Annotated in this window: 14 protein-coding genes; 6 read left to right on the top strand and 8 right to left on the bottom strand. The window is 63.0% G+C overall.

The genetic code is table 11. The features are described 5' to 3' along the window. Positions 1-115: 115 nt before the first annotated feature. The 3 genes from dnaN to rpsT all read right to left on the bottom strand — a co-directional run bounded on the left by dnaN (position 116) and on the right by rpsT (position 4505). Positions 116-1234 carry a DNA polymerase III subunit beta gene (gene dnaN / locus YY7_RS0106515; protein ID WP_028162526.1) on the bottom strand — a complete coding sequence of 373 codons (1119 nt, stop codon included), beginning with the start codon at positions 1232-1234 and terminating at the stop codon, positions 116-118. Between the two features lie 361 nt (positions 1235-1595). Then, entirely contained in the window at positions 1596-3026 is a 1431-nt protein-coding gene (gene dnaA, locus YY7_RS0106510) for a chromosomal replication initiator protein DnaA (RefSeq protein ID WP_028162525.1), read from the bottom strand. Between the two features lie 1212 nt (positions 3027-4238). Next, complete coding sequence (rpsT, locus tag YY7_RS0106500; protein ID WP_028162524.1) at positions 4239-4505, bottom strand: 30S ribosomal protein S20; 267 nt, start codon at positions 4503-4505, stop codon at positions 4239-4241. Between the two features lie 356 nt (positions 4506-4861). Here rpsT and YY7_RS0106495 point away from each other — a divergent pair, with 356 nt between their 5' ends. From YY7_RS0106495 to YY7_RS0106485, 3 genes are all read left to right on the top strand, one after another. Next, positions 4862-5179 (top strand): hypothetical protein, encoded by a 318-nt coding sequence (locus YY7_RS0106495; protein ID WP_028162523.1) that lies wholly within the window; start codon positions 4862-4864, stop codon positions 5177-5179. A gap of 132 nt (positions 5180-5311) precedes the next feature. Further along, positions 5312-5968, top strand: a complete 657-nt coding sequence (gene msrA, locus YY7_RS0106490; protein WP_028162522.1) for a peptide-methionine (S)-S-oxide reductase MsrA — start codon at positions 5312-5314, stop codon at positions 5966-5968. A gap of 155 nt (positions 5969-6123) precedes the next feature. Further along, a complete protein-coding gene (locus tag YY7_RS0106485; protein WP_245287207.1) occupies positions 6124-6807 on the top strand; it encodes a polysaccharide biosynthesis/export family protein in 684 nt (227 codons plus the stop codon). A 97-nt stretch (positions 6808-6904) separates the two neighbouring features. Here the strand turns inward: YY7_RS0106485 and YY7_RS0106480 are convergent, their stop codons facing one another. From YY7_RS0106480 to YY7_RS0106470, 3 genes are all read right to left on the bottom strand, one after another. Beyond that, positions 6905-7576, bottom strand: coding sequence for a dienelactone hydrolase family protein (locus tag YY7_RS0106480; protein WP_028162520.1), 672 nt, complete (start codon positions 7574-7576; stop codon positions 6905-6907). 152 nt (positions 7577-7728) lie between these two features. Further along, positions 7729-8079 (bottom strand): hypothetical protein, encoded by a 351-nt coding sequence (locus tag YY7_RS0106475; RefSeq protein WP_028162519.1) that lies wholly within the window; start codon positions 8077-8079, stop codon positions 7729-7731. Further along, a complete protein-coding gene (locus YY7_RS0106470) occupies positions 8076-8864 on the bottom strand; it encodes an alpha/beta fold hydrolase (RefSeq protein WP_028162518.1) in 789 nt (262 codons plus the stop codon). The genes YY7_RS0106475 and YY7_RS0106470 overlap by 4 nt, the downstream gene beginning before the upstream one ends. A gap of 211 nt (positions 8865-9075) precedes the next feature. Between YY7_RS0106470 and YY7_RS0106465 the strand changes: the two genes are divergently transcribed. Further along, positions 9076-10173 carry an HD-GYP domain-containing protein gene (locus tag YY7_RS0106465; RefSeq protein ID WP_028162517.1) on the top strand — a complete coding sequence of 366 codons (1098 nt, stop codon included), beginning with the start codon at positions 9076-9078 and terminating at the stop codon, positions 10171-10173. Between the two features lie 96 nt (positions 10174-10269). Here YY7_RS0106465 and YY7_RS0106460 read toward each other — a convergent pair whose 3' ends face one another. Both YY7_RS0106460 and YY7_RS0106455 read right to left on the bottom strand, forming a co-directional pair. After that, positions 10270-11844 carry an AMP-binding protein gene (locus YY7_RS0106460; protein ID WP_028162516.1) on the bottom strand — a complete coding sequence of 525 codons (1575 nt, stop codon included), beginning with the start codon at positions 11842-11844 and terminating at the stop codon, positions 10270-10272. Positions 11845-12063: 219 nt separating this feature from the next. After that, the gene (locus tag YY7_RS0106455; protein WP_028162515.1) at positions 12064-12483 is read right to left on the bottom strand and encodes a VOC family protein; all 420 of its coding nucleotides are present in this window, start codon (positions 12481-12483) and stop codon (positions 12064-12066) included. A 137-nt stretch (positions 12484-12620) separates the two neighbouring features. Between YY7_RS0106455 and YY7_RS0106450 the strand changes: the two genes are divergently transcribed. Together YY7_RS0106450 and YY7_RS0106445 are read left to right on the top strand one after the other, a co-directional pair. Beyond that, on the top strand, positions 12621-13595 hold the full coding sequence (locus YY7_RS0106450) for a Bug family tripartite tricarboxylate transporter substrate binding protein (protein WP_028162514.1): 975 nt from the start codon (positions 12621-12623) through the stop codon (positions 13593-13595). A 122-nt stretch (positions 13596-13717) separates the two neighbouring features. Next, complete coding sequence (locus tag YY7_RS0106445; RefSeq protein WP_028162513.1) at positions 13718-13993, top strand: DUF3551 domain-containing protein; 276 nt, start codon at positions 13718-13720, stop codon at positions 13991-13993. Positions 13994-14129: the final 136 nt, after the last annotated feature.

Here is a 14129-nt window from a genome sequence, read left to right as displayed (position 1 = left end):
GGTCGATGGTGTGGTGTTTGCGGCGCAAACCCCTCACCCGGCGCCTCACTTCGTGAGGCGCCACCCTCTCCCACAAGGGGAGAGGGTACGTCGGAGCGCGTTTCGCGGGACGAGGTCACACCCGCATGGGCATCAGCACGTACAGCGCGCTCTTGTTGTCCTTGTCCTGCACCAGCGTCGGCGAGCCGGGATCGGCGAGTTTCAGGACTGCGACTTCGCCCTCGATCTGGGCGGCGATGTCGAGCAAATAGCGCGAGTTGAAGCCGATATCGAGTGCGTCGGAGGCGTATTCGACCTCCAGTTCCTCGGTAGCGCTGCCGGAATCCGGGTTTGTCACCGACAGCACGAGCTTGCCTGCCGACAGCGACAGCTTGACCGCGCGGCCGCGCTCGCTGGAGATGGTCGAGACGCGGTCGACGGCGGCTTCAAAATCCTTCTTGTCGACCACCAGTTCCTTGTCGTTGTTCTGCGGGATCACGCGGCCGTAATCGGGGAAGGTGCCGTCGATCAATTTCGAGGTCAGCACCACATTGCCGAGCGTGAAGCGGATCTTGCCCGGCGAGAGCTCGATGGTGATTTCCGCCTCGGTATCCTCGATCAGCCGCTGCACTTCGCCGACGGTCTTGCGCGGCACGATCACGCCGGGCATGCCGGCGGCACCCTTCGGCTGCACCAGGTCGACCTGCGCCAGGCGATGGCCGTCGGTCGCGACGCCGCGGAGCGTCGCCTGTTGGGCGCTGCCGGCCGAATGCAGGTAGATGCCGTTGAGATAATAGCGTGTCTCTTCGGTCGAGATCGCAAACTGCGTGCGGTCGATCAGGCGCTTGACGCCGGCGGCGGGAAGCGAGAACGAATGCGTCATGTCGCCGGCGGCCAGATCCGGGAAATCGCTCTCCGGCAGCGTTTGCAGGGTGAAGCGCGAGCGGCCGGCCCGGATCGCCAGCACCGAGCGGTCGCCGTCCGCCTCCAGCATGATCTGGGAACCGTCGGGCAGCTTGCGCACGATGTCGTAGAACATGTGGGCGGGCACCGTCGTCGAGCCGGCGGTGGCGGTTTCCGCGGCCAGCGTCTCCGTCACCTCGAGATCGAGGTCGGTTGCCTTCAGCGAGAGTTTGGCATTTTCGGCGCGGACCAGCACATTGCCGAGGATCGGGATGGTGTTGCGACGTTCGACCACGCGATGCACGTGGCCGAGCGACTTCAGGAGTTGCGCGCGCTCGACGGTGACCTTCATTGCAATACCCGCCAGATCCCTGAGTTGAGCATGGTCTGTCCGAAAACCGGTAACCCACCGTGCTCTGAGATGGAAAGGCCGGGCGGCCATGGGGCGCGCCGCGGCGTTTGAGGCCCGAAAGCCGGCTAATCCATGGGATTTGACCAAACCGTCGGGGGGACCGCAAGGTGGCGCGGATAACGCGCGAGCGCAAGGGAGCGGGACGCCGTTCCCCACGTTTTCAGGCATTAAACGCCGTTCCCGCCCCGGCTAGAGCATGATCCGGAAAAGTGGAAACCGGTTTTCCGAAAAGATCATGCTCAAACAAAAGGATGGGACCATGATCCGGGATCGGATCATGGTTCGGGCGGGAGGGAAGAATTCATTCCTGCAATTGGCGCTTCAGGGATTCGACCTCTTCGGAGAGCGAGTTGTCCTTGGCAACCAGTGCTTCGATCTTGCGCACGGCATGGAGCACCGTGGTGTGGTCGCGCCCGCCGAAGCGCCGGCCGATCTCGGGCAGCGAGCGGAGCGTCAGCGTCTTGGCCAGGTACATCGCGACCTGGCGCGGGCGCACCACGTTCGCCGTGCGGCGTGAGGACAAGAGGTCGGAACGGCTGACATTGTACTGCCGGGCGACCACGCGCTGGATGTCCTCGATCTTGATGCGCTTCGGCTCCTGCGGGCGGATCAGATCGCGGACCTCGCGCTCGGCCATCTCCAGCGTCACCGGCTGGTTGTTCAGCTTGCTGTGCGCGAGCAGGCGGTTGATCGCGCCCTCGAGGTCGCGGCCATTATGGGTGATGGTGCGTGACAGATAGTCCAGCACCTCGTCCGGCACGTCGAAGCTTGCGTGATGGACGCGGGCCGCGGCCACGCGCGATTTGAGGATGCCGAGGCGCAGCTCCTCGCCGAGCGATCCCATTTCGACCACGAGCCCGCCGGCAAGCCGCGAGCGCACGCGATCGTCGAGGCTTTCCAGATCCGACGGCGGACGATCGGCCGCGATCACGACCTGGCGGCCGGCATCGATCAGCGCATTCAGCGTGTGACAGAACTCGGCCTGAGTCGATTTGCCTTGCAGGAATTGCAGGTCGTCAATCACCAGCACGTCGATGCCGCGCAGCGCTTCCTTGAACGCCAGCGCCGTCTGCGTCTTCAGCGCCGCGACGAACCCGTACATGAATTTTTCCGCGGTGAGATACAGCACCTTGCGCTCGCCACCGGAATTGCCGGCCCAGGTCACTGCCTGCAGAAGATGGGTTTTACCGAGCCCCACGCCGGCATGGATGTAGAGCGGGTTAAACATCACGGGATCGCCGCGACGACCTTCCGCAACCTGGCGCGCCGCCGCATGCGCGAGCGTATTCGAGCGGCCGACCACGAAGCTCGCAAATGTCAGCCGCGGATCGAGCGGTGAACCACCGAGCGCATCGTGGCTCGCCGATACCGGCGCGGTCGCGGTGGAACGCAGTTCGACGGAAGGCCGTCCTTCCGGACGCTCGACGCGGCGCGTTTCTGCCGGCGCGGGAGTCTCCTTCACCGTGGCCGAAGGCCGCACTGCCGTGCGCACGGTCAGATCGATGCGATGCACCTCCGGCATCTCGGCCTGCCAGCAGGAGAGCACGCGATCGGCGTAGTGCGCCTGGATCCAGCTCTTCAGGAATCGGGTCGGAACCGACAGGCGGACGCTTTCGTCCTGCACGCCCTCAAGATCCATGCGTGCAAACCAGCTCGTATAGACATCCTCCCCTACGCTCGTCCGCAACCGTCCCTTCACCCGCGACCAGCGATCCTGTTCCGTGTTTGTCATTGCCTGAAGACTTTTCTCAAGAGTAGTGCCGTTGATTGTGAAAGCGCCGTGCATGTTTCTTGCCACGGCGCGACCTCTAGCGAGGCCTTCTGTTCCGGGCACATCTCTCCCGTTCGGCAAAACCGCCGCAGGGCAGATTATGTGCTGGAACAGACGTGCGTTCGCGAGGTCAGCGCGTACTCGAAGGAGTATCCGGAGTTCGCGTGGAGCTGTTTGCGGAAGAGCAATTCAAGGTGTCGAATACGGACTTGTCTGAAATGCGCAATTCGAATGCTGCGATGGTTCCGTAAATCATACTGCCTCCCCCTCTCGCCGCGATTGCGCGCGGCGAGCAATCCGCTCGCAAGTGGTCCAAATTCAGTGTGCCGCTCCCAAACATCGAAATGTCCAGTGCTGCGCCGCCGCGTAGTTCAGTCCTTGTCAACCCAGTCACGGGCTCCGCGTTCCCCGCTGCTTAAGGCCGCGGCTGTTGCGTGTCTCCCCAGTTCGTCTCTCCCGCAGCGCGGACGCTGCGATCGAGAAATCCAGACACAGAACAGCCGTTCTCATACTGCTATGAGTTGCCAACTCAGCTTCGCTTGGAAAGCGTCGCTAACGCGCACACCGCCGCCGATTTGCACGTCCGCCCGTGGGTCTAAAATCGCGCTGATCTTAAGAGCCGTGGGCGCCGCGAACGCATAAACAAATACACCAAGCGTGATTTCTGACAATCCGTTGTTTGTGGCTCGTGAGTTGAGTCTTCGCCGGTGTTGCGGCATTGCAATTGCGAAACCGGAAAGCAAGTTTTTGAATCACCGCGCAGATTCGCGCGTGTCACAAAGCGCGGTGTAACGGAAAAAAAAGTTCATAAAATATTTACGTAGCATCTCGGCGGCGCCAATTTTCAAACAAGTTGGCTTCGCTATGTGGGTAAGTGATTAGCGAGACGGAGTTTTTCGCGATTGCTTTTGGAGGGTAACCCTTCGCGGCTTTTCGCCGAGGAAATGTTTAGTGCTATTCCATTATGTGGCGCACGCGTGCGTATTTAATCGCGTCGTCGCGTGTAAAGCGCAGCAAGAACTGCAGGTCCGGTAAACTACGGGCACACTGAATACGGCACACGCGCTGTCCTGCAACAGCGAGTCACTTCGAGAGCACAGTCGTTCGAAGCTTCGCAAAAGAAAAAGGCCCGGCATAAAGCCGGGCCTTTGACGAAAATGTTTTTCCGTCAGCTCACTTCGCCAGCTTGGCGATCTGATGCGTCAGGCGCGAGACTTTGCGACTCGCAGTATTGCGGTGAACGATGTTGCGCTGTGCGGCCTTCATCAGTTCGGGCTCGGCATGCGCCATCGCCTTCAGCGCTGCATCGCGGTCGCCGCGCTTGATCGCTTCCTCGACCGAGCGAACCGCACCACGCATCTGGGTGCGGCGCGACTTGTTGATGATGGTGCGGCGGGCAATCTTGCGGGTCGCCTTCTTGGCGGAAGTGGTGTTGGCCATGGTCTCAATTGTCCTTCGGCGTTGGTCGCTCTGTTGGTCGGGCTCGAGCGCGCCGGCCGTTGAAATCGCGTGATCTACTCTGCTGTGTTGTCGAGATGTGTTCTTGAGGGAGCCGTGCCCAGAAGCAAAAGTCCCGGCGGCCGCCCGTCCAAAGAACAGCGGCAGCAGGATTGCGCCCGCCGCCATTGCGCGGTCTTATAGAGGGGCCGGCCCCCAGCGTCAACGTTTTCCACCCGGTTCGGAGGGCCGAAACCGGCAGAAAATGGCCGCCAAGGTGCTGAACAGGTTGAATTTCCGCCCTTCCTGCCGTTAATGGGCCTTGGCGCGCTTGGGGCGGACAGGGACTAGGGTGAGGCATGATCCGCGGGTTTTTTCGGTTAATCGGCCTGCTGCTCCTGGCCGGCGGATTTGTTTTCATGGTCTATGACGGCGCCCGCTTCGTCGCCGATCAGACCCTGCGCTTCACCCGCTTCGGCCAGTTCTGGAACGACATCCACCAGTCCAGCCAGGCGGCCTTCCGTGCCTGGATCGAGCGCACCGCGCCTTTCCTCTGGGACAGCGTGATCAAGATCATCCTCGACCAGCCGGTTTTCGTCGTGCTCGGTGTCGCCGGCATCCTCTTGATGATCCTGTTCCGGCCGCGCAAGCCGCTGATCGGCTACGCGCGCGATTGATCCGAACTTTGCTCCTTCGGGTTGTGGAGACGTAACAGGGCTGCCAGATCGCGCGTAAATACCTATATTGAGGGCCAAGCCGGCCGAAGCCGCTCTCGGCTTCAGGCCGATGTGCCCGCCTGGAGGTAATCCATGTTGTTCATGCGCAAGACCACCGCGTTGCCGAGTGCAGCCGAAGCGCTGCCGGGACGCGCCACGCCGATCCCGACCGCCACCACCCACTTCGTCAACGGCAGCAAGCTGCAGCCGCCTTATCCTGAAGGTCTGGAGCAGGCGGTGTTCGGGCTCGGCTGCTTCTGGGGCGCCGAGCGCAAATTCTGGGAGCTCGGCGACGGCATCTACACGACCGCCGTTGGCTATGCCGGCGGCTACACGCCGAATCCGACCTATGAGGAGGTTTGCTCCGGTCGTACCGGCCACACCGAAGTGGTGCTGGTCGTGTTCGATCCGAAGAAGATCTCCTACGAGCAACTCCTGAAGACATTCTGGGAAAATCACAACCCGACGCAGGGCATGCGTCAGGGCAACGATGTCGGCACGCAATATCGCTCCGCGATCTACACTTTTGGCGACGCGCAGCGGAAGGCCGCGGAGGCCTCGAAGGCCGTCTATCAGAAAGCGCTTTCGGCCAAGGGCCTCGGTCCGATCACCACCGAGATCGCAAAGGCCGGCGAGTTCTATTTCGCGGAAGACTATCATCAGCAATATCTCGCCAAGAATCCGGCGGGCTATTGCGGCCTTGGCGGCACCGGCGTGTCGTGCCCGATCGGGGTCGGCGTCGGCGCCTGATCGCGTTCTCCCTCGCCCCGCAAGAGCGGAGCGAGGGAGTTCTCTCTAACAAACCATTTGTTAACCATAACCGGTGCAAGACTAGGCTGTCTCGCTTTTCAGGGATGGCCAGGGTGCGGGTTGCACGCGCGTTTCGATTGCCGATCACTGCCGTTATGACTGCACTCGTGCTGTCAGGCTGCATGCACGCGAGCGGTCCGGTTGCGGTCGCTCCAGCGCCGGCCGATCTCGACTCCATGGCCTATGGCGGGCCCGCCGCCCCTGCGCCGGTCGCGGTCGCCAGCAGCGGCGGTGGCGCCGTCGGCGCGCTTCGCTCCGCCTTTGCCGCTTCACCCCGCGCGGCCTATGCGGCGGCGCCGGTTGCTGCGGTCCGCTACGACTCGGCCTATCATCTCGATGCCGGCGACCGGCTGCGCGTCGTGGTCTACGGCCAGGAAGGGCTCACCAATACCTACGCGATCGATGCTGCCGGCTCGATCACCATGCCGCTGATCGGGCAGGTGCCCGCGCGCGGCAGAACGACGTCGGGGCTCGCAGGCGAGATCGCGGCAAAGCTGCGCAGCGGCTATATCCGCGAGCCTTCGGTCGCCGTCGAGATCGAGGCGTACAGGCCGTTCTTCATCCTCGGCGAAGTCGCCGCGCCCGGACAATATCCTTATGTGCCCAATATGACCGTCGAAAGCGCCGTGGCGATTGCGGGCGGCTTCTCGCCGCGCGCCAAGCGCGACATGGTGACGCTAACGCATACCGATGCTGGCGGCTCGGGGCGCTACACCGTGCCGCTCGGCACGCCGATGAGTCCCGGCGATACGGTGTTCGTCGGCGAGCGATGGTTCTGAAAGCATCACCTTGTGATGCGCGGGCTTGACCCGCGCATCAATCGAAAGTGAGTTTTCCGAAGGCGATGGATTGCCGGGTCAAGCCCGGCAATGACGATCAGCGCAAATGCTTCGCGAAGAACGCCAGGCTGCGCGGCCAGGCGATGTCGGCGCTGGCCTTGTCGTAGCTTGCCCGTTCGTCGCAGTGAAAGCCGTGCTGCGCGCCGGGATAGATGTGGATTTCGACCTCGGGTCGCTTGGCCTTGATGGTCTCCACATCGGTCAAAGGAATGCCTGAGTCCTTCTCGCCGAAGTGGAGTTGCGTCGGCACTTTCGGCTTGTCGTCGGCAAAGCGGACGATGGCGCCGCCGTAATAGCCGACGGCTGCCTTCAGGCCCGTCAGCTTGGTCGCCGCGACATAGGCGACGCTGCCGCCGAGACAGAAGCCGATGATGCCGACCGGGCCGACGCTCTTCACGGCATCAATCGCAGCCTGCGTGTCGCGCAGTATCGCCGTCCAATCCGGATTGGCGACGAACTTTCGCGCGACGGCGATTTCATCAGGGGAATAGCCGCTCTGGAAATTCGGCTCGCTGCGGTCGAAGATCGAGGGTGCGATCGCGACATAGCCTTCCTGCGCGAGGCGGTCGCAGACCGAGCGGATGTGGTGGTTGACGCCAAAAATCTCCTGGATCACCACGATCGCGCCCTTTGGCGCGCCGGCAGGGTCCGCGCGGTAGCCGCCGAGTTTGAAGCCGTCCGAAGCCGTCAGCGTGATATCTTGTCCCATGGGTCATCCCTTCTGGTTTGAGGGTTGCAATTGCGGTTCGCGAAAGAGGAGCGGGTAGATCATGATCCGATTACGGAATCGGATCATGATCTCCTCTCTTGTTTGAGCATGATCTTTTCGGAAAACCGGTTTCCACTTTTCCGGATCATGCTCTACCGCCACATCCAGTTCTGGCCCCAGTCGGCTTTCCAGCCGGCGAGCCGTCCTTTGCGGAACTGCAGGAACAGCCGGTCCTTGTGCGGGAACAGGCCGCTGCCACCGAGGTCACGGAAGGTGAGATAGATCTCGTTGCCGGGACGTCCGCTAATGTAGGTGAGGGGCGTGCCGAGCGCGCGCGACGTCTCTTCCACATCCATCCCGAACACCAGCGGCGTAATGTTCGACAGCGTCGTCACGAAAGTGGATGGCGCAGGAGCAGGACCGCCAAATGGCGGCAGGTGTTGCGCGTAGGCCGGTTCCGCGGCAGCGGCGAGCACGAGCAGTGTCGCGGTCATCCTCCTCATGACGCAGCCTTCTGCTCCGACTTGACTTCGAGGCTATCGAGGAACGGCAACACCGTCTCGATGAAGGCTTGCGGCTGATCGATATTGACGGCGTGGCCGGCGGCCGGGATCACGATCTTCTGCGCGCCGGGGATCTTGGCCGCCATATAGTCGGAGGCGGCGAGGAACGGCGTGTCGTCGGCGCCGACCACGATCAGCGACGGCACCTTGATCTCGGGCAGCGACTCGATCACGCGCGCGTCGCGCTGGGTCAGCATGCCGCGGGCGGCAAGCGCAAGACCGGTGGCATGGCGGTGCGTTACCGTCGAGCGCTCACGGCTGAACGACTTTAAAAGGTCCAGGCCTTCGCGCTCGAACTTCTCTGCGGTGTCGTAGGCGCGCTTGTTCCAGGCATCGCGGGCGTCGTCCTTCTTGAAGCCGGGTCCGGTGTCGATGATCAGGAGCGCGCGCACCCGCTCCGGGTAGGCGCGATAGAATGCAAGCGACATATAGCCGCCGAGCGAGAGCCCGCCGACGATCGCCTTTTCCGCGCCGACCGTATCGAGCAGCGCGGCCATGTCGGCGACCGTCAGGGCTTCGCTATAGGCTGCGGGATCGCTCGGATAGTCCGACTGGCCGTGGCCGCGCATGTCCCACAACACCAGCCTGTGGCGCTTCGACAGCGCCCCGACCTGGCCCTGCCACATCGCGGAGGTCGATGAATAGCCGTGGGTCAAAAGCAGGGGAGGGCCATCGCCATGGACCTCGTAATAAATCTCGACCCCATCTCGCTTGATTTTCGGCATTGCGTTTCCCCGACCAGATTTTCGGCAGCGATGCTGCGCAATCATCCTAGCGCGATCCGTTCGCGGGTGGGAAATGCGGAAATCGAAGGTCCGATCGTTAAAATTCGAGCATTTCCGCTAGACCGCTGTTCATCACGCCCATTAAGCCGGAGGGAACCCCTTTTCCGCTAGCCTTCGCTGTCGATCGTCATTGCGAACGCCCAGGAATTTCATGACAGCGTTAGCCAACAAGAATTCGCTAAGACGCCGCCTGTTGCTGGCGTCGGATCGCGGCGACCAGAGCAGCGAACTGGCGAGGATTTTGCGGTCCGTCGGCGAGGTCGATACCATCTCGACCGCGGAGATTCCCGAGAACCCCGCGGATAATCTTTCGGGCATCGTGGTCGACATCAACCTGCGCTCGCCCGAGAGCGTGCAGCTCGTGCGCAACAAGCTCAGGACGGAAGCCTATCGCGAAATGCCGCGCCTGTTCGTGCTGCAGGATGCATTGCACCACGCGACCATGCAGGCCTGGGCGCTCGGGGCCACCGACACGATCTCACGTCCGTTCGACGCTGCCGGACTGTTGCAGCGCATTCGCGCCGCGTTTCCGGACGCCGACGGCTACGATGAAACCGATCGCGGCAAGGCGCTGAATCGCGGCGTCGAGGCGGCGCACGCGGTCATGGTCAAGATGTTCGAAAAGCTGCCGGCCGGCGTGCCCCTGCAATTCAGCGACATCGTCGCCGCCGAGCGCAAGATCCTGAAGGCGATCAAGCACTCATCCTTGCGCGAATGGCTGACCATGGTCGGCTGCCATCACACCGACACCTATCGTCATTGCCTGTTCGTGACCGGCTTTGCGGTGGCGTTCGCGCAGCACCTCGGCATGCGCGAGGACGACCAGCGCCGCCTCGCCCGCGCGGCGCTCTTGCACGATGTCGGCAAGGCGTTCATCCCGACCTCGATCCTGGACAAGCCGACCGAATTGACGGCGGACGAGATGGCCGAGATGCGCGAGCATCCGCGGCGCGGCTACGAGGCGCTCTTGGTCCAAGGCGGCTTTCCGCCTGAAATGCTCGACGTGGTGCTGCACCATCACGAGATGCTGGACGGCTCCGGCTATCCGAATGGCCTCCACGGCGGCCAGATCAGCGACATCGTGCGGGTCACCACCATCGTCGATATCTATGCCGCGCTGGTGGAGAGGCGCGCCTACCGGCTGCAGTTCACCCACGCCAAGGCGTTCGCGATCATGGAAGATATGGGCGCCAAGCTCGACCAGCAATTGCTGCAGGCGTTCCGCCCGGTCGCGTTCGGGCATTATTGATTGTCACCGTCATTCCGGGGCAACGCGCAGCGTTGAACCCGGAATCTCAAGATTCCGGGTTCGCGCGATGCGCGCCCCGGAATGACAGCGTTCACCTCACTCCAGCATCTTCCGCAATTCCGCCTTCGCGACCTTCTCCAGCGTCGAGCGCGGCATGTCGTCGACGAAGCGGATTTCGCGCGGCACCTTGAAGTCGGCGAGCGCGTTGCGGCAGGCGGCCATGACATCGTCGTGCAGGCCTGCGGGTGCGACGCCGCCCTGCGGAATGATGAAGACCACCGGCACCTCCTCGAGCATCGGGTGCTTCTTTGCAACCACCGCCGCCTCGCGCACGCCTGCTACCACCGCGATCACCTGTTCGATCTCGGACGCCGCGACGTTCTCGCCGCCGACCTTCAGCATGTCCTTGGCGCGGTCGCCGAACTTGACGAAGCCGTGCTCGAGCAACGTGACGCGGTCGCCGGTCAGGAAATGGCCGTGCTCGTCGAAGCTTTCCTGGGTAGCCTTTTCGTTGTGCAGATATTCCTTGAACAGCGACAATCCGGGAATGCCCTTGATCGAGAGATTGCCGGTGCCGCCGACTTCCGTCGCCGAGCCGTCATCATTGGTGATCCGGATCGAGTATTCGCTCGCCGCGCGGCCGATCGACATCGGCGCGTTCGGCTGGTCGACCTCGCCGACGATGCCGTGGGTGATGGTCTCCGTCATGCCCCACCAGCCGATGGTCCTGACGCCGAACGCGGCAAAGGCCGGCGGCTCGCACACCGCCGTGCCCCAGAGCCGGAACTTGTGATTCTTCGGGATCTCGTGCTCCAGCAGCGCCTTCATGCAGAACGGGATGGTCGAGGTCCAGGTGCAGCCATGCTCCAGCGCGACGCCCCAGAACCGGCTTGCGGAAAAGCGCGGCTGGATCACACAGGAGGCGCCGACCCAGAGCGTCGCCAGCATCGAATAGGCCAGCGCATTGGTGTGGAACAGCGGCAGGTAGGTCTGGTGCACATCGCCGGCGTGCAGGTCTTCGTGCGCGGCATTGACCTTGGCGCCCCACAGCGCGTTGGCATGGGTCCACAACACCGCCTTCGGGCGCGATGTCGTGCCGGACGTGTATTGCACGCTGCAGGGGGCGAGCGGGTCGGTGGCGCGGCGCGGCCGGTCGGCGCTGTCGGCGAACAGCGCTTCAAAACTGTCGCCGCGTGAGGTGGCCTGTGCCGGCGCGGCGCCGGCGTTATGCGAGATCACGGCGATCCAGCGCAGCTCGCGGCAATTGGCCGCGATCAGTTCCGCGTAGGCCGGCTGGGTGATGGCGGCGACCGCGCCGCAATGCCCGGCGAAATATTCCATCTCGGCGGCGGCCGACCGCGTGTTGGTGGTGACCGCGATCGCGCCAAGCTCGACGCAGGCGAACCAGGCCAGCATCGCCTCGATGCAATTGTCGAGATGGATCAGCACATATTCGCCGGGCCTGATGCCGCGTCTCACAAGTCCCGCGGCCAGCGCGCCGACGCGCTCGTGAAATTCGCCGTAGGTCCATTTCCGCGCCGGCGCCTCGAACGGCGCCCAGATCAGGAACGGGTGATCGCGCCGGACCTCGGCGCGCATCCGAAGCAGCCACGGCACGTCAAGGCCTGCGAACGGTCCCACGATACCAGGTGCTGCCTGTGAATTGGTCATGCTTCCTCCCGTGCAACCTTGCCGGCTGCTTTCGTCTTGCTTGTTCGGAGGACAGTTTTGCCACCGGATCGTGAGGTGATCAAATGGCGCTATTTCCTCCGTCATGGCCGGGCTTGACCCGGCCATCCACGAAACCGCGGCAAGAAAGACGTGGATGCCCGGGTCAAGCCCGGGCATGACGACTGAGGGCGTGCTCGGAAGGGTGCGCTTGCTTCGCGCTTACTTGCCGCCATCTTCATACGACGAAATCTCGATCAGGCTGCCGTCGGGATCGCGGCAATAGACCGAGCGCAGCATGCCGCGCGCGCCATGCCTGGCCACCGGGCCTTCCTCGATCTTGATGCCGTTGGCGTTCAGATGCGCGACCACCTGATCGGGCGTGCTGGAGGTGAGGAAGCAGAGGTCCTCGCTGCCGGGCGTCTCGTGGTCGGCCGTGAACCACTCGATCTTGGAGGCATCGCGCGGCCGCACATTGATCTTCTGGTTACCGAACTCCAGCGATGTCCGTGGCGCCTTGCCTTCACCGGGATCGAACACCTTGACCTCCATGCCGAGGATCCTGCTGTACCATTCGGTGGATCGCGCCACGTCGGACACGTTGATCACGAGATGGTCGAGCGCGTTCACCTTGACGGCCATGGCCTCATCCTTTCGTCGCGGTCCAGCGCGCAGGCCGCGCACTGGCTGTCCAATGCGTAGTTTGTTACAACGCGCGCCGTCACTAATTCAATAGAAACGGACCGGAGTGTGAACCCGGCCATATCGGAGGAAACTACATGATTTCACGCCGTACTGCGCTTGGCCTGATCGGTTCCGGGATTTCGACATTTGCGATCGGCCGCGCTTCGGCAGCGGCGGACTATCCGGCTCGGCCGGTCCGCTGGATCGTCGGCTATCCGCCGGGCGGCGCCACCGATATCCTGGCACGCCTGATCGGGCAGCGGCTGTCGGAAAAGCTCGGACAGCAATTCGTGGTCGAGAACAAGCCCGGCGCCGGCAACAATATCGGCACGGAGGCCGCCATCAACGCCGAGCCGGACGGCTACACCGTGCTGCTGGTCAATCCCGCGAACTACATCAACGCCACGCTGTATGCGAATTTGAAGTTCAATTTCGTTCGCGACATCGCGCCGGTCGCCTCGTTCCAGCGGGTGCCGAACGTGATGACCGTCAACAAGGATGTCCCGGCCAAAAACGTCGCCGAGTTCATCGCATATGTGAAGGCCAATCCCGGCAAGGTGAACATGGCCTCATCGGGCAATGGCACTTCGGTGCATCTCTCCGGCGAGATGTTCATGGCGATGAGCGGAGCCAAGATGCAGCACGTGCCCTATCGCGGCGCGGCGCCAGCCATCACCGACCTGCTTGCCGGTCAAGTGCACGTGATCTTCGACAACATGCCCTCGATCATTCAGCATATCCGCTCCGGCTCATTGCGGGCGCTCGGCGTCACCACGGCGGAGCGTTCGCCGCAACTGCCCGACGTGCAGGCCGTCGGCGAGACGGTGAAGGGTTACGAGGCGAGCGCCTTGTTCGGCATGGGAGCGCCAAAGAACACACCGAAGGAGATCATCGCTAAGCTCAACAGCGAGATCAACGCTGTGATGGCCGAGCCGGCGATGAAAACACGTTTGGTTGAACTGGGCGGCGAGCCGCGCATCCAGACGCCGGAGGCGTTCGGCGCGGAGATCGTCGCGGAGACCGAAAAGTGGAGGAAAGTGGTCGAGGGCGCCGGGCTCAAGGTGGAATAGGACACAAGCGCGCACCAGCCAGAACCTTCCTGCGGCAATCGCGTTCTGAACCTTGACGCCGGCGATGCGACTACGCAGATGCGGGGCAATGATCAGCTTGGCCCAGGCGAAGGAGAACGACGATGCGCAAACTGATGTTGGCAATGCTGGCCGTGACGGCCGTCGGGGCGGGTGTCACCGCCGGCTCCGCTCCCGCCGCGGCCTACGACTATCCCTGGTGCGCCCAAGGCAGGGGCTTCGGCATTCCGGGCGACTGCTCGTATCAAACCTATGGGCAATGCATGGCGAGCGCGTCCGGCCGCAACCTCTATTGCAACATCAATCCACGCGTCGCCTTCGGTCAGCAACAGCCGCCGCGTCGCGGCCGCGTGCATAGGGACTATTATTATTACAACTGAGCTTGCGAACGGCGCGCTTCACGCGGTGCGCCTTCGCGGCGCGAGTTGATGTGCCCTCTCCCCTTGTGGGAGAGGGCTGCGACGGCGCCAGCAACAGACCCGCTAGGGTGAAGGGTTGTCTCCACAATCACCATCG

Origin of the sequence: Bradyrhizobium elkanii WSM2783, from assembly GCF_000472865.1 — a bacterium.
In the GTDB taxonomy this organism is placed as follows: domain Bacteria; phylum Pseudomonadota; class Alphaproteobacteria; order Rhizobiales; family Xanthobacteraceae; genus Bradyrhizobium; species Bradyrhizobium elkanii_A.
Note: the sequence above shows the minus strand (reverse complement) of the source record. Positions and strands in the feature narration are given on the sequence as shown.

Bases quoted from the DNA above. Each gene is read 5' to 3' on its own strand.
- dnaN (WP_028162526.1), bottom strand. From the start codon at position 1,234: ATGAAGGTCACCGTCGAGCGCGCGCAACTCCTGAAGTCGCTCGGCCAC.
- dnaA (WP_028162525.1), bottom strand. From the start codon at position 3,026: ATGACAAACACGGAACAGGATCGCTGGTCGCGGGTGAAGGGACGGTTG.
- rpsT (WP_028162524.1), bottom strand. From the start codon at position 4,505: ATGGCCAACACCACTTCCGCCAAGAAGGCGACCCGCAAGATTGCCCGC.
- YY7_RS0106495 (WP_028162523.1), top strand. From the start codon at position 4,862: ATGATCCGCGGGTTTTTTCGGTTAATCGGCCTGCTGCTCCTGGCCGGC.
- msrA (WP_028162522.1), top strand. From the start codon at position 5,312: ATGTTGTTCATGCGCAAGACCACCGCGTTGCCGAGTGCAGCCGAAGCG.
- YY7_RS0106485 (WP_245287207.1), top strand. From the start codon at position 6,124: ATGACTGCACTCGTGCTGTCAGGCTGCATGCACGCGAGCGGTCCGGTT.
- YY7_RS0106480 (WP_028162520.1), bottom strand. From the start codon at position 7,576: ATGGGACAAGATATCACGCTGACGGCTTCGGACGGCTTCAAACTCGGC.
- YY7_RS0106475 (WP_028162519.1), bottom strand. From the start codon at position 8,079: ATGAGGAGGATGACCGCGACACTGCTCGTGCTCGCCGCTGCCGCGGAA.
- YY7_RS0106470 (WP_028162518.1), bottom strand. From the start codon at position 8,864: ATGCCGAAAATCAAGCGAGATGGGGTCGAGATTTATTACGAGGTCCAT.
- YY7_RS0106465 (WP_028162517.1), top strand. From the start codon at position 9,076: ATGACAGCGTTAGCCAACAAGAATTCGCTAAGACGCCGCCTGTTGCTG.
- YY7_RS0106460 (WP_028162516.1), bottom strand. From the start codon at position 11,844: ATGACCAATTCACAGGCAGCACCTGGTATCGTGGGACCGTTCGCAGGC.
- YY7_RS0106455 (WP_028162515.1), bottom strand. From the start codon at position 12,483: ATGGCCGTCAAGGTGAACGCGCTCGACCATCTCGTGATCAACGTGTCC.
- YY7_RS0106450 (WP_028162514.1), top strand. From the start codon at position 12,621: ATGATTTCACGCCGTACTGCGCTTGGCCTGATCGGTTCCGGGATTTCG.
- YY7_RS0106445 (WP_028162513.1), top strand. From the start codon at position 13,718: ATGCGCAAACTGATGTTGGCAATGCTGGCCGTGACGGCCGTCGGGGCG.